Origin of the sequence: Methanosphaera sp., assembly GCF_016282985.1 — an archaeon.
GTDB lineage: Archaea > Methanobacteriota > Methanobacteria > Methanobacteriales > Methanobacteriaceae > Methanosphaera.
Genome location: NZ_JAEELZ010000044.1, coordinates 1 through 13,915, shown reverse-complemented (window position 1 = coordinate 13,915; position 13,915 = coordinate 1). Strand labels below are relative to the sequence as shown.

Genomic DNA, 13,915 nt, shown 5'->3' with positions numbered 1-13,915 from the left:
TATCCACGTGTTACTGAGCCGTATGCCATGAATATAAATTCATTCGACTTGCATGGCTTAATCGAATCCCAATAGCAGTAGCTTCCGCCAGGATCAAACGGATTTACACACAGTAAATCAATTCCCAAAGCGGAAAAAAAAACACACTGTTCTTATAGAAGTATAAGTAAACAAAATATAAAGGATTAATTATTAATAATTAGCGTACAATATGACACAAAAGTCATACACCACAAATGATTAAAAATAACCATTCTACACTTCGCGTTAACATACATCAAACTAAATCATCCAAACGGACTTTACTTTAGCTCTCATCATCATCATTTTATCGCTACAATTGGAAATAAACACTCTCATAACAAAACAAACAAATGTTCATGTTCAAGTGATACGCTTTTTGTAGCACATACTATGCTCAACAAATCACTCTAATCAACATAAATAGAAAATATTGCAATAGTTCTGTGATATAGATTTGAATAGAAATAAATAGTAATAATAACAAAATAACTAATATTAGTAATATGAATCATATTTGAAAAACTATTTTTAAGTGTGTAAATGAAAGGTATAAAAATTATTAAAAAAGAAGCAAACAAATTACGTAAAATATTAATTAATGAAAAACAACTTTGTACAGAGTATAAAGTTAGAAGTGATGATAATTATGTATATTTTCCACTTATTAACAATTATGATACCACATTAATTAATCAACTTGAATCTGAATATAATATTAAAACTGAAAACTATGATTTTGAAGAAGCACAGTATAGACCTAAAAATTTTATGGATTTTTTAGATGATAAAATATCTGAAAAAGATTTGGAAGAAATTAGAAAATCCTTCGATGTAATTGGTGATATAGTTATTCTAGAAATTCCTCCAGAACTTGAAGATAAGAAAAAAATTATTGGTGAGGCTGTTCTCAACTTTACTAAAAGAAAAAGTGTTTTTTACAAAAAAAGTAAAGTTCAAGGAATAACTAGAACGAGAGAATTAGAATACCTTGCAGGAAAAGATGACTTGGAAACTATCCATAAAGAGTATGGTATTCGTTTTAAACTAAATCCTTCAACTGTATATTTTAGTCCACGATTAGCAACAGAAAGATCACGTATAGTTGATGAAGTTAAAGAAAATGAAATTATAATAGATTTTTTTGCAGGAATTGGTTCTTTCCCTATAAGTATTGCTCATGTGAAGAATGCTTTGATATATAGTGTTGATATTAACCCTGAAGCTTTCAAATATGTTAATGAAAATATTAAATTAAATAAGTTAGTAGGTGAAGTCATACCTATCGAAGGAGATATTAGAGAAGTGATAAAAGACTTGCCTTTAGCAGATAGAATTTTAATGAACCTACCTGGAACAGCAAAAGATTTCTTGGATATTGCTGTTAATCACTTAAAACCAGGTGGAATCTTAAATTATTATGAATTTTCTTCAGATTATGAAACTGTTATAAAAAGAGTTAAGGATATCGCATCTCCAAGAAATATTGATGTAATAGATATTAGAAAGGTTAAATCACAAAGTCCTGGCATTTGGCATATTGGATTAAGTATAAAAATAGAATGAAGAAGCTATAATGCTTTCTTTATACCTTCTTCTGTAATTATTCCTGTTATCAAATCTGATTCAACTATGTCAAAAGCAGGATTTTCAACTATTGTTTCTTCTTTTGAAATATATTTTCCATTGATTTTTAATACTTCATCAGAATCTCTTTGTTCAATTGTTGTATCAAATATATTATTTTCAAAGTCAAAAGTACTGATTGGTGCTGCAACATAAAATGGAACATCATATCTTTTAGCTGCAAGAGCCACCATTAATGAACCTATTTTATTGGCAACTCCCCCTTTAGCTACCCTATCTGCACCTATAACTACTTTATCAACTTCCCCCTTCTGCATCATATGACCTGCTGCACCATCAACTATTAATTTTACAGGAATGTTTTCTTGTTGCATTTCAAACACACTTAATCTAGCACCTTGTAATACAGGTCTTGTTTCATCACATATTACATTAATATTTTTGTTGTTTTCATTTGCAGCTCTGATTACACCCAAAGCAGTTCCATAACCTGCACAAGCTAATGCTCCCGCATTGCAATGAGTCAATATAGTATCATTTTCTTCTATGATTGTATTTCCATATTCCCCTATTTTTTTATTAATTTCAATATCTTCTTTTTGCATCTCAATTGCTATTGACACTGCATCTTTTCCTTGTTCCACATTCTCCAAAACTTTGTCAACAGCCCAAAATAAATTTATAGCAGTCGGTCTTGCCAATTTTATTTCGTCACCTGCAGTTTTTAAATCAACTCCCTCAAGTTCTGCTAATGCCATTGCATATGCTGCCGTAACCCCAATTGCTGGTGCTCCTCTTACAACCATAGTTTTAATTGCATCAATAGTTTCTTTGTAATTATTACATTCCACATATTCTATTGTATGTGGAAGTTTAGTTTGATCTAATAAATATAATGTATTGTTTTTCCAGTATAATGTTTCTATCATAATATGTTCTCCAAAATTAATCTTAAAAATAGTTTAAAAAAAAATAAAAAAAGTTTGTGTTAATAATGACTACTAGGTACTATGTTTAGGGAGTGGTCTTCACCATGTTTTCCCGGAATACCAAATGCATCAGCTCTACATTGAGTACAAGCTCTGAATACTGGAAGATATTCTTCTACTTGTTGTCTAACTTCACTGAGTTGTCCACACCCTGGTCGTGGAATATCTTTAAATTTGTTTAAAGGTATTAACGGTAGTACATTCATTATTGAGGCTCCTTTACTTTTAACTACCTTAGCTATTTCCACAATGTGTTCATCATTAATTCCAGGAATTAAAACACTGTTAACCTTAATAATTATTCCTCGTTCAGATAATAATTCAATTCCTTTTAATTGATTTTCTAAAAGTATTTTAAAACCTTCTTTTCCATGATACATTTTTCCATGATATTCAATATCATCATATATCTTGGTTCCTATATCCAAATCTACGGCATTAATCGTAATTGTTACAGTTTTTACACCAGCTTCCTTTATTTCATCCGCATAATCCGGAACTAATAATCCATTTGTACTCATACACAATATTAAATCCGGAAATTCATCACGAACTCTTCTGAACAATTTTAGTGTATCAGGATTTTCTAAAGAATCACCAGGTCCTGCAACACCAACTACATTAATTGGCATTTTTTGAACTGTATCCCGAATATGTTCCATAGCTTGGTCAATAGTCATTATACATGATGCTACACCAGGTCTATTTTCTTTCTCATCTATTTTTCTAGTACAAAAACCACATTGAATATTACATTTTGGTGCTATTGGTATATGGATTCTACCAACTTTATCATGTATCTTTTCGTTAAAACATGGATGTGCTTGAGTAACGTGAGCAAAATGTTTCATGTCATGTTTAGTCATGAAATCCCCCTTAAGAATTTATTGATTTTTGACTTCTTCTATTACTTCATTAAATTTCTCATTCCATTTTTCATCTATAATTTCATCACTACTCATTATACAAATCATATTTCCTTGACTAGCATTTTTTGTCATACGGAATCCTTCAGGCATTACTCTGAACAATGCATCATAAACTTTTCTTTTAAGTTCTTTAGATGGATCTACAACTACTAAATTTTTTGGATCAATAGTGGGGTTAGTGATTTCTATTTTATATCTATCAGGTTGAGAAACATTTACCCTTCCCTCTTTAATCCATAAAACTCTTAATAAATCTGGAAGATAATTTTCATTTTCTATTAAAATTTTTAATATTCCATTTTCCGTTTTATAGCTAGCCATATCATCAAGATAAATTGGCTGTGATGCTTTTTCAAGTTTTACCACACCAATAAATAAAGCTTCTCTCGGATCAATAAAGATTTTGATACCGTTTATAGCTCTAGCTAATTTTAAGTCTTGAAGAGTATGTCTGAGCAAGGTATCGTATACTTGTGCACCTACTTCATCATAACACTCTACATACATATACTGTACCTCCAAGAATTTATTTAAATCTTTTACTATCGTCAATATCTGTATCTTTAAGACCTGATACTAACATAGCGGCACCTATTGAACCAATGTATTGAGAATATTCTGGTACAATTACATCTATTCCACCAAGAATATCATGTACTGCATCAACTAATCCTGCAATCAATGAAGTACCTCCTACCTGAATTAATGGTTCACGTACATCAATCTCTTGTAATTGCTGTTCATAAACTTGTTCGGCAACAGAATGACAAGCTGCACTAGCTGCATCAGCTTTTGAAGCTCCACCTGCCAATGTGGTAACTAAATCCTGAATACCAAATACAATACAGTAACTGTTTAATATAGCATTTCTATAATTACCTTGCTGAGCAAGAGGACCTAATTCAGTAATGTCTACACCCAATCTATTACTGGTCATATCTAAGAAACGACCTGATGCTCCTGCACAGATACCTCCCATTGTAAAGTTATCAGGAATACCGTTATTTACTGTAATTACTTTGTTATCCATACCACCTATATCAAGAACGGTTGCTTCACCTTTCTGAGCATTTGCTAGGTATACTGCTCCTTTACTGTTTACAGAAATTTCTTCTTGTATAAGCTTTGCACCCATTGCTTTACCTATAGTTATACGACCATATCCTGTTGTACCGATAGCTTCAATATCATCAAGTTTATAACCTGTTCCATCAAGAGCCTGTTCAATACCGTCATTTGCACATCCTATAATATCACCAGTTTTTACCCAACCAGTACCTATAATTTCATCATTTTCCATAAGTGCAACTTTAGTTGTTGTAGAACCACTGTCAATACCTAATGTTAATCCCTCTTGTTTTTCACGAGCCAAAATACTTTTTCTGGATACAACAGTAGTTAAAGCTTCCATACGAATAAAAAGTTCGGATGCTTTGGTTTTTTCTGTGAAGGAATAAGTTACTACAGGTAAATCTGTGTAATTTTGTATAAGTCTACGTACTTCATTTCTTGCAATAGCTGCTTCTGCACATCGGAAACAAGTACATATAAAAACAGCATCTGCTTCATTTTTTCCTTCTACAAGTGACATTGCACGTGCAATCATTAATTTAAGACTAGAACTTGCACAACTTAATCCAAATTTTTCATAAGCTTCATCAATATCATCTAAATTTACATCAGGCATAACCATTTGTGCACCAAATGTTTCTGCAGCTTTTTCAATTTCCTTTTGAACACCACTATATTCTGTACCACATGATAATTGTGCTATCCTAATCATTGGATTCATCCTCCCCATCATTATCTAGATTATCTAAAAAGGTATTGATTTTATATACCATCTCCACAGTATCATCACGACTAGTTGGATAATCTAATTCCAATACAGGAATATCTTTTCTTCTTAATGAAAATACTGTTAATTCTGATGATCTAGCACATCCTACACATCCAAAACCATAAGGTGCTTCATTCATAATTATTGCAGCTTCAGCTTCTTCAATAATAGGACCAAATAATGACATACGTCCACGCACACCTGATGGTACTTCAATTGCAGCATATTTTAATCCACTTATAGGATCATCTTCTGTCATGTTAAAAGGTGGTGCATCAAGATCAGGTGATGTTACCTTTTGTTTCATTTGATTTTGAACAACTAATGGTTCATGTCCACTCCTTACTATCATATCTGCCAGTATCATAGAATTTGGTGGAAATATAGCAACTTTCATAATATAACCTCTTTTATGTGTTTTAAATATTATCCTTAAATTTTACTGTTTAATTTTTTGAAAATAACCAATAGTTTTTTTAAAGTCTTATCTACACTTCATTAATAAATTATTCATAGTAAAATTATTTTTTTGACTCGATTTCTTTAACAATTTCAGTAAATTCATCTACTGGTATTTTTTTAGGTTGTGTTAACTCAACATGTTTTGGATGTTCTAAAGCATAACTAACTTCAGGCAATAATTTATACTCTGCCTCAATTTGATGGAAACCTTCCCTGGCTCCACCTCTTTTTGCCCTACACCTTCTAGGATCACCAGGTGGAAAACCTCTGAATTTAATGAAAATATGTGTAGGATCCAATTCCCTTACACGATTTACTGCTTCCATCACATAGTCTGGTTCACCATTTAAATTAGCTCCATAACATGTTAAACGTATGTTAATTGGTAACTCCAATAAATGTAAGAAATTAAACAATTCTTTTGAACTTATAGAACAACCCGGTCCCAAAATTACCATACGTGTAATTTTATCTTTTTGATCAGAATCCCTATAAGTACCATCGCCCATTGGAATATGACAAAATTCACTGTCAATGTCCTCATTTTTCTTTGACATAGACTGTATCCCCTTCTTTAAATGCTTTTAGATTATCAAACCCGCTTACAACTTTACCTATTATATTAGTACTGCTGAAAGCTTCACCAGTAGGTCCAAAATCTTTATTATCCTTAAATCTAATACCAATATTTCCTATATGTTTACATGCCATGTTACTTACACAAATATCCCAAGCATGAACAATTTCATCCGGTGTTTTTTCCGGTATTAAACCTTTAGCCTCTTTTTTAACTGCATTGAACATTAAAATATCCATTTCTTTAATAGCCATGTCAACTCTTAAATGTCCAACATCACCATCCAATAATCCTGTAATTTTTCTAAAGTACCATACAGTACTAGGACTTTCATCCTCATACAATTCTATTTCCACAAATTCTTGAGGTGGGACACCTAATGTTTTAATACTTTTCCCATCACTAATTTGTAAAGTATAATTTGGTTCTTGAGCAACTATAATAGCATCATCATCGGTCACACCATCTCTTTCATGTTGAATACCCAAATTATCCAAGTACTCATCAGCCTCTTTCTGTGTAAGTGCAACAGTAGAAATCTTTTGAGGATTAGTTAATACTGTTACTTTTTCATTTTCATTAACAATATCCAGTACTTGTATACCTTTTGTAATATAACCAATTACATTATGTGTAGGAACAGACACTCTGTCTTCTCGGTAAATATATACCCTACCAACACCATTACCCTGATTTCTTAAAGTTACAACTCCACGTTTCCGTTTTTCTACAACTTCAGATTCCTTTTCTAATCCTTTTAAATGATTATTACCTACAAAACTTTCTGATTCATAGTCAACTTTAAATGTTCCGTCTTCTATAATTTTTAAGAAATGTTCAAAGGACATTGGAGCTTCAGGATTTGCTTCAACTTCCATATAAGTAAATAATTCATTTCCTTCTTTCAATTGTGTAGAAAAATCTGTAACTGAAGCACTGTTGATTACACTTTTTCTTTCAATAACTGGTTCTATGTTAAGAACTTCATCAGTATTTTTCAGTTTAGCCAGAGTCCTTTTTCCACCAACTATTGTTGCTAAAATACCTTTATTGTGATCAGGTACTCCATAAACTGCTTTATGTTTAGCTTTTGAAAATATGATGTGAGTAGCTTCATTAGAAAAACCAGATAAACTGATTATTACATCCCATCTATTATAAAGATATTCGTCTTGAGTAGGTTCTAAATTAGATACCATAGAACCCATAGCTACTTCATGTGATGTAGTCCATCTAATTGCTGTGCCTATAAACTTTTGATAATTATTCTTCCAGAAATCAGTTAAAATTTCAGCATCTTCAACTAATTCAATAATTATACTTCCTTGGGTAGTCGAAATTTTATATTTATTTACATGACTTTCCAATTCTTGTCTACCTTCAATTAAGGCAATAGCAGAACCTTCAATGTAAGGTGCATTAGATAGTTTAATAACATCTTCAACAGTTGAACCAGCATCTACATCTATTTCAACATCATTGACTTTAACTTGCATTTTTTCGCCTCAATTATGAATCAAATAAAAAAATATATTGATTCTATTTTTTTAGAAATTTATATGAAGTATTTCTATAAATTTTATTTATGAAATTAATAGTATTAATAGATTTGAAAAATATTATCTAATAATAATAGAAAAAAAGAATTAAAAAAGAATTAAAAAAAGAAGGTTATAAAAAAAAGTTATCTATCTTCAGAAAACCCCATTATTATTTCTGAATCAAAATCAAAGACCGTTTTTGAAGTGTTTTTATAATTCATTGATAAAACATGGTTATTCGTAACGGTTCCAATACAATTTGCAGTAATATGCTCTTTATTTAACATTTTTATTAATTCATCAGTATTATCGTCAGTAGCTGTTAAAACAAAAGCACTTCCAGGATACATTTTAAACCAACTAATCCAATCCATATCCTCTGGTTTTGGGATAGATTCTAAATCAATATTTGCTCCCATGTTAGAAGCTTCCAATAACATACCTAATGTTCCAACAATACCCGGATTACTTATATCTTTACAAGAGTTCACTAAATGTTTTTTAGCAATTGAATTCATTATTTTAATTTGATCTTGAACATATTTCGGTGATTTATCACTAGTTGTATCCCAATTAATTTCTGTACCCGGATATACACTACCATCCAAATCAATTGCAACAATGACATTATCCCCCAATTTTGCACCACAACTAGGAAGAACATCATTTTTTCCAACAATACCACTTATTGCAACATCCAATGCTTCATAAGGAGTATCTGGGTGAGTATGACCCCCAACCATTGGAACGCCAAATTTTTTAACTCCTTCGTTAATACCATCCATTATTTCTTCAGTAATTTTTGGATTAGAAGAAGACAATACATTTGTCATTCCCATTGGAATACCACCCATAGCTGCAATATCATTAACATTAACTAAAACAGAACAATAACCAGACCACCATGGATCTATATCCATCAAGGATCCCCATATTCCATCAGTAGCCATTAACATCAACAAATCATTTCCGATGTCAATTGCAGCAGCATCATCTCCAAAAGCTAAATGAACTTTACCTGAAATGTTATATGTATCTTTAAGTTTTTCTCTAACATCTGCAATAGATTTCTTACGAGTAACGCCTTTAAATGTTCTAATTGATTCAATTATTTCATTAAAATCCAAAAAAATTCCTTCCTAAAAATGATTAAATAATATTATAATATTTCTTAAATTAGATTATTATAATTGTTTATCTACAATTTTAAATTTCAATCCCGATTTATCTATTAAATTTAATACTTTTTCTTTAAGATTATCAATACTTCTAATTTCTATAGACTCTTCATTATTAAATATTTTTTCATGTATCCAAGCACCCACTTTATCATCATATCCGGATGGAAGTTGAATTATTAGAGATTCATCCAATTTAAATCCTTTCAATACAACTTTATCCAAATCACCATCAGTAATTCCTATAATAGGAATATTAAATCTATATAAAATATCTGAAGATAATAAAGTTGTATCATCACCTATTGAAACCAATACATCAGCACAATTATACTTATAAATATCTTCTGCAGCATGATTTAAGAATACTGCTTTTAAATGTTTATTTGGAACATGTTTAATGGATCTTGGTTTAATATTATCTGTTGTTCTAAGTAATCCTGTTTTAATTATTGCTTTAGTTAGATCAACTTGACCCAATTTTTCAACACCATGTTTCTTAATTTCACCACCAACCATTTTAATGATTTCATTATTTCTTGCAATAATTGTTAAATGGTTATCTGTTACTTTACCAATAATTATCCCATTCATCATTATATTTTCACCAGGTGATACTCCTGCCACTTTACGTTTAACAGTACCTTCGACTTCATTAAACCCTGTTAATTCACGTACCGTATTAATTGCTTCAATTGATGAAATGACTTTTAAATGCAGTCTTTTAGATAAGTCTTTAATCAATGATTCGTTTTTAAAATCATTCCACTGAATTATTACCCCATCTTCTTCAAATGGTCTTTCAATTTGAATCAGATTAATATTTTTACCTGCATTATTTAAAACTTTATAACCAAAAGTATGTCCTGTAATTATAGATTTTCCATAATTTAATAGAAACAATACATCATTATCCTCAGATAATAAATTTATGGATTGGCTAGGCAATAATTTATCTTCAATATTAATAATATCTTCCATATGAGCATCTATTACTGCTGTTCTTCCCATTGTTCCACCTAAACGACAAGTAACTTCACCATAATCACCCAATATTTTAATAATTTTTTCAGCACATCCGGAATCTATAATTTTTGGACCATGTACAATTACACCTATTTTTAATGATTTCATAATTTAACCTTTAAAAATTACTATGAGCATTCATACGTTTTCTAATTATAGGAGAACCACAAATATCACATTCTTCCAATGTTGTATCTGAGGGATATTCTTTTCTGCAACCTTTGCAAATTTTTTTCCACTGAATTGTTTTTTTAATTCCTTTTGTTCTAACAGACTGGAATCTTAAATGTAACAGTTTTAAAGTATTTTGCATGGAATAATCATCCGTAACCGTTATAACTTCATCCCCATCACGTTGATGTTTTAATGCGAGTGCAACAATATCCTTATCAGTTTGAGATAATCTTGTAAAGTCTCCACTAGAAAGTAGAACATCCATTATTTCTTCATCTTTAGAATAATCCACATCTTCAATTTTAATGATACCTTCCCTGATACAATTATCCAATAACATTTCAGTATTAATATCTTTTATTTCATTTACTGTTGAAGACGTCATTAAATTTAATGAATCTTTTGAAAAAAAACCATTTATCAAACCAGAAGCATCTAATATATACAATTTCATTTTAATATATCCTTTTTTATTCTTATGTATGTGTATGTAGTATAAAATTTAATATACATTTATATAAATTTTTAATAAAAATATATATATAAGTGATTTAAATGCGATTATTAGATGATGTTATTGGGAAAGAAATATTGGACAGTTCTGCAAATATTGTTGGAAAAGTCAAAGATATTGAAATTGATAATTCATTAAATAGAATAGAGTCCTTAATTATTATTAAAAAGGGATTTAGTAAAAAAATAATGTCATCAAATGATGAAGAAAAAATTCCTTTTGAAAATATAGATCATGTTGGAGATAAAATTATCTTAAAACAGGATTTAAAGGATATTGTTGATGAAATAATAAATTCATAAGGTGAAGAGATTGGAAAATTATAAAGAAAAATTATTAAAATTACTTAAAGAAAACGATGTTATTAAATTTGGAGATTTTACATTATCCTCTGGTAAAAAAAGTGACTATTATGTTGATATGAAAAAAGCTATTACAATGCCTGAGATTCTTGATACAGTAGCTCACATGATTAGTGAAAAAATAGAAAATGAAAATATTGATAAAATAGCCGGACCTGCTTTAGGTGCCGTTCCAATTGCTACAGCAACATCCCTAATTTCTAAAAAACCAATGCTCATGATTAGAAAAGAAAAAAAATCTTATGGTACCAGCAAACAAATAGAAGGTGAATTATTAGAAAATGATAATGTTATAATTGTTGAAGATGTAACCACAACGGGCGGCTCATTGTTAAAAGCTATAAATGTAATAAATGAAAATGGTGGGAAAATTATAGAAGCTTTTGTTATAGTGGATAGAGAAGAAGGAGCAAAAGAAACATTTGAAGAAAAAAATATAATATTTACACCATTACTTACAATCACTGAATTTAAAGATTATATAAACTCTAATGATGCATAATTTTAATAATTAACAAAAAGAAATGAAATATTAAATAATAACTATGGAGAAAAAAACATGAATGCTAAAGATTTACTAGGAAAGAAAATTATTGACAAAAAAGCAAGAGACCTTGCAAAATTAGCGGAAATTGACCTAAACATGAAAACATTCTCAATTGCAAAAGTATATGGTTCCGTTGGAAATCCAATCAATAAGAAATATTACGAAATTACAGCAGATAGTATTCTTGCAGTAGGAGACTATGTACAAGTTTCAGAAACTGCCGAAGAATTAGAAGAAAAACTATTAGATAAACTTCCAGAATCTGAAGAAAAAACTGTTAAAATAAATAATTTAATTGGTAAAATTGTTTTAGATTCTGAAGGAAATGTAGCTGGTAAAGTTAGCAACATTGATTTAGATTTAGAAAAATTCGTAATTAATGGATTTGCAATATCAGAACAATCTTCTTCATTTGTTAAATCTAAAAAAGAAAATGTTATCAATAAAGAAGACATAACTAGTATCGGAGATTACATTATTATAAATAAAGTAATTAGTGAAGAAAAAGAAGAATCTGAAGATTCTGTAAAAGTAGATATTGAATGAGTTTTATTTCATTCCTTTTCTTCAACTATTTTTTTAAGTTCTGACAAATTTTTTTCTAAAAACGGAGCTGCTTTTGGATCAGATAATTGTTTATACTGTTTTTTACCTGAATGTTCATATGCTTCTTTTAACAATTCCTGTAACGTTGAAACTTCCGTATTTAATATAGTATCCAATTGTTCTTGTTGAACTTCATTTAAATTATTTAATTTTGAAACAATTTGAGGTTTAAATTTAGATACTACATCAGAATTTCTTCTTATCATTGTTCCAAGTAATAAAGATGGAACTTTTGCAAAAACAAATTCATATTTCTCAATTTCTTCATAAGTAATTTTTCTTTCGGACATGTATTCACCTATAACTAATTATTATATAAACAATTAATATTTTTATCTAATTTAATATAATATCATTAGAAAAATTATTTTATAATTCCAATATGATTATTTAATCTAAAAATCTTCTTAAAGAAATGTAAAAAATCTTGTTTTTAAAAATAAAAATTTATAATTATCATGTCTAATAAAGATTATATTAATAACAACTAAAGGAAGTTAATAAATAATGTTTTGGGATGAAAAAATTGAATGCATGTCAAAAGAAGACATGGAAGAATTACAATTGAAAAGATTACAGGATGTTGTTAAAACAGCATTTAATGAAGTACCTTATTACCATAAAAGATATACTGAAGAAGAAGTTTTTCCTGAAGATATTGAAACTCTAGCAGATATTGAAAAACTACCATTTACTACAAAAACTGATTTACGAGCTTCATATCCTTTTGGTTTGTTTGCTGTTCCGCAAAAAGATATTATAGAAATCCACACATCTAGTGGTACCACGGGAAAACCAACAGTTTCAGGTTATACTGAAGAAGATTTGGATATTTGGGGAGAATTAATCGCCAGAGGATTTACCATGATGGGAGTGGATGAAAATGATATCATACAAAACACCCACGGATATGGATTATTCACAGGCGGATTTGGAGTTCATTATGGTGGTCAAAAAATCGGAGCAACTGTAGTACCTATATCTACTGGACAAACATTAAGACAAATAGAACTAATGAAAGATTTCCAAAGTACTATGTTAATTTTCACACCATCATATGGTTTGCATATTGCTGAAGAATTAAAATCTATGGGCATCACCCCTGATGATTTAAACCTTAAAGTGATTGGTTTTGGTTCTGAAAGCTGGACTGATGAAATGAGAAAACAAATTGAAGAAAAATTCCAGACCCCTGCATATAACATTTATGGTCTCACAGAAGTAATGGGTCCTGGTGTAGCTATGGAATGTTCTGAGCAAAATGGATTACACTTAAATGAAGATCATTTCTATCCAGAAATAATAGATCCTGTAACAATGAAACAACTTCCTGAAAATCAATCAGGAGAATTAGTTCTTACAACTTTAACTAGAGTAGGTATGCCTTTAATAAGATTTAGAACTAGAGATGTTACAAAACTTCACCATGAAAAATGTGGTTGTGGAAGAACATTAGTTAAAATGGATAAAATCACAGGAAGAACAGATGATATGCTTAAAATTAAAGGTGTAAGTGTATTCCCATCACAGATTGAAAAAGCATTACTTTCTATTAATGGTGT

The 13,915-nt window shown here is 29.8% G+C and carries 16 protein-coding genes and 1 rRNA gene; 5 read left to right on the top strand and 12 right to left on the bottom strand.

Translation table 11 applies throughout. The features are described 5' to 3' along the window. Nucleotides 1-104 (bottom strand): 16S ribosomal RNA (locus QZZ11_RS02950); the annotation flags it as partial. 460 nt (nt 105-564) lie between these two features. Here QZZ11_RS02950 and QZZ11_RS02945 point away from each other — a divergent pair. After that, the gene (locus QZZ11_RS02945; RefSeq protein ID WP_292473455.1) at nt 565-1,587 is read left to right on the top strand and encodes a class I SAM-dependent methyltransferase family protein; all 1,023 of its coding nucleotides are present in this window, start codon (nt 565-567) and stop codon (nt 1,585-1,587) included. A 5-nt stretch (nt 1,588-1,592) separates the two neighbouring features. On the opposite strand, the gene mtnA is transcribed toward QZZ11_RS02945, so the two are convergent. The 10 genes from mtnA to QZZ11_RS02895 form a co-directional block, all read right to left on the bottom strand. Next, a complete protein-coding gene (mtnA, locus tag QZZ11_RS02940) occupies nt 1,593-2,534 on the bottom strand; it encodes an S-methyl-5-thioribose-1-phosphate isomerase (protein ID WP_292473459.1) in 942 nt (313 codons plus the stop codon). Between the two features lie 62 nt (nt 2,535-2,596). Next, the gene (locus tag QZZ11_RS02935; protein WP_292473453.1) at nt 2,597-3,463 is read right to left on the bottom strand and encodes a radical SAM protein; all 867 of its coding nucleotides are present in this window, start codon (nt 3,461-3,463) and stop codon (nt 2,597-2,599) included. 18 nt (nt 3,464-3,481) lie between these two features. Continuing rightward, nucleotides 3,482-4,033: a methanogenesis marker 17 protein gene (locus QZZ11_RS02930; protein WP_292473451.1), complete on the bottom strand. Its 552-nt coding sequence runs from the start codon at nt 4,031-4,033 to the stop codon at nt 3,482-3,484. A 19-nt stretch (nt 4,034-4,052) separates the two neighbouring features. Beyond that, a complete protein-coding gene (locus QZZ11_RS02925; RefSeq protein WP_292473449.1) occupies nt 4,053-5,309 on the bottom strand; it encodes a methanogenesis marker 15 protein in 1,257 nt (418 codons plus the stop codon). Further along, complete coding sequence (locus QZZ11_RS02920) at nt 5,302-5,763, bottom strand: methanogenesis marker 5 protein (protein WP_292473447.1); 462 nt, start codon at nt 5,761-5,763, stop codon at nt 5,302-5,304. The genes QZZ11_RS02925 and QZZ11_RS02920 overlap by 8 nt, the downstream gene beginning before the upstream one ends. Before the next feature lie 124 nt (nt 5,764-5,887). Then, nucleotides 5,888-6,286 (bottom strand): methanogenesis marker 6 protein, encoded by a 399-nt coding sequence (locus QZZ11_RS02915; RefSeq protein ID WP_292473457.1) that lies wholly within the window; start codon nt 6,284-6,286, stop codon nt 5,888-5,890. Between the two features lie 82 nt (nt 6,287-6,368). Further along, nucleotides 6,369-7,901: a methanogenesis marker 3 protein gene (locus QZZ11_RS02910; RefSeq protein WP_292473445.1), complete on the bottom strand. Its 1,533-nt coding sequence runs from the start codon at nt 7,899-7,901 to the stop codon at nt 6,369-6,371. A 188-nt stretch (nt 7,902-8,089) separates the two neighbouring features. Continuing rightward, on the bottom strand, nt 8,090-9,073 hold the full coding sequence (locus QZZ11_RS02905) for a methanogenesis marker 2 protein (RefSeq protein WP_292473443.1): 984 nt from the start codon (nt 9,071-9,073) through the stop codon (nt 8,090-8,092). A gap of 57 nt (nt 9,074-9,130) precedes the next feature. Continuing rightward, the gene (locus tag QZZ11_RS02900) at nt 9,131-10,258 is read right to left on the bottom strand and encodes a DUF2117 domain-containing protein (protein WP_292473441.1); all 1,128 of its coding nucleotides are present in this window, start codon (nt 10,256-10,258) and stop codon (nt 9,131-9,133) included. A gap of 10 nt (nt 10,259-10,268) precedes the next feature. Then, nucleotides 10,269-10,778 (bottom strand): ribonuclease VapC, encoded by a 510-nt coding sequence (locus tag QZZ11_RS02895; RefSeq protein WP_292473439.1) that lies wholly within the window; start codon nt 10,776-10,778, stop codon nt 10,269-10,271. Nucleotides 10,779-10,879: 101 nt separating this feature from the next. Between QZZ11_RS02895 and QZZ11_RS02890 the strand changes: the two genes are divergently transcribed. Genes QZZ11_RS02890 through QZZ11_RS02880 form a run of 3 tightly spaced genes read left to right on the top strand, consistent with a single transcriptional unit; the run spans nt 10,880 to nt 12,293 of the window. Further along, nucleotides 10,880-11,140, top strand: coding sequence for a PRC-barrel domain-containing protein (locus tag QZZ11_RS02890; RefSeq protein WP_292473437.1), 261 nt, complete (start codon nt 10,880-10,882; stop codon nt 11,138-11,140). A gap of 10 nt (nt 11,141-11,150) precedes the next feature. Next, nucleotides 11,151-11,702 (top strand): orotate phosphoribosyltransferase, encoded by a 552-nt coding sequence (gene pyrE, locus QZZ11_RS02885; RefSeq protein ID WP_292473435.1) that lies wholly within the window; start codon nt 11,151-11,153, stop codon nt 11,700-11,702. A gap of 57 nt (nt 11,703-11,759) precedes the next feature. Beyond that, the gene (locus QZZ11_RS02880) at nt 11,760-12,293 is read left to right on the top strand and encodes a PRC-barrel domain-containing protein (RefSeq protein ID WP_292473433.1); all 534 of its coding nucleotides are present in this window, start codon (nt 11,760-11,762) and stop codon (nt 12,291-12,293) included. An 8-nt stretch (nt 12,294-12,301) separates the two neighbouring features. Here QZZ11_RS02880 and QZZ11_RS02875 read toward each other — a convergent pair whose 3' ends face one another. Continuing rightward, a complete protein-coding gene (locus QZZ11_RS02875; RefSeq protein WP_292473431.1) occupies nt 12,302-12,643 on the bottom strand; it encodes a hypothetical protein in 342 nt (113 codons plus the stop codon). A gap of 217 nt (nt 12,644-12,860) precedes the next feature. Here QZZ11_RS02875 and QZZ11_RS02870 point away from each other — a divergent pair. Further along, nucleotides 12,861-13,915: phenylacetate--CoA ligase (locus tag QZZ11_RS02870; RefSeq protein ID WP_292473428.1), on the top strand; the 1,055-nt coding region annotated here is incomplete at its 3' end.

Excerpts from the sequence above, each read along its gene's own strand:
- QZZ11_RS02945 (WP_292473455.1), top strand. The coding sequence starts at position 565 with ATGAAAGGTATAAAAATTATTAAAAAAGAAGCAAACAAATTACGTAAA.
- QZZ11_RS02935 (WP_292473453.1), bottom strand. The coding sequence starts at position 3,463 with ATGACTAAACATGACATGAAACATTTTGCTCACGTTACTCAAGCACAT.
- QZZ11_RS02930 (WP_292473451.1), bottom strand. The coding sequence starts at position 4,033 with ATGTATGTAGAGTGTTATGATGAAGTAGGTGCACAAGTATACGATACC.
- QZZ11_RS02925 (WP_292473449.1), bottom strand. The coding sequence starts at position 5,309 with ATGATTAGGATAGCACAATTATCATGTGGTACAGAATATAGTGGTGTT.
- QZZ11_RS02920 (WP_292473447.1), bottom strand. The coding sequence starts at position 5,763 with ATGAAAGTTGCTATATTTCCACCAAATTCTATGATACTGGCAGATATG.
- QZZ11_RS02915 (WP_292473457.1), bottom strand. The coding sequence starts at position 6,286 with ATGGTAATTTTGGGACCGGGTTGTTCTATAAGTTCAAAAGAATTGTTT.
- QZZ11_RS02910 (WP_292473445.1), bottom strand. The coding sequence starts at position 7,901 with ATGCAAGTTAAAGTCAATGATGTTGAAATAGATGTAGATGCTGGTTCA.
- QZZ11_RS02900 (WP_292473441.1), bottom strand. The coding sequence starts at position 10,258 with ATGAAATCATTAAAAATAGGTGTAATTGTACATGGTCCAAAAATTATA.
- QZZ11_RS02895 (WP_292473439.1), bottom strand. The coding sequence starts at position 10,778 with ATGAAATTGTATATATTAGATGCTTCTGGTTTGATAAATGGTTTTTTT.
- QZZ11_RS02890 (WP_292473437.1), top strand. The coding sequence starts at position 10,880 with ATGCGATTATTAGATGATGTTATTGGGAAAGAAATATTGGACAGTTCT.
- QZZ11_RS02880 (WP_292473433.1), top strand. The coding sequence starts at position 11,760 with ATGAATGCTAAAGATTTACTAGGAAAGAAAATTATTGACAAAAAAGCA.
- QZZ11_RS02875 (WP_292473431.1), bottom strand. The coding sequence starts at position 12,643 with ATGTCCGAAAGAAAAATTACTTATGAAGAAATTGAGAAATATGAATTT.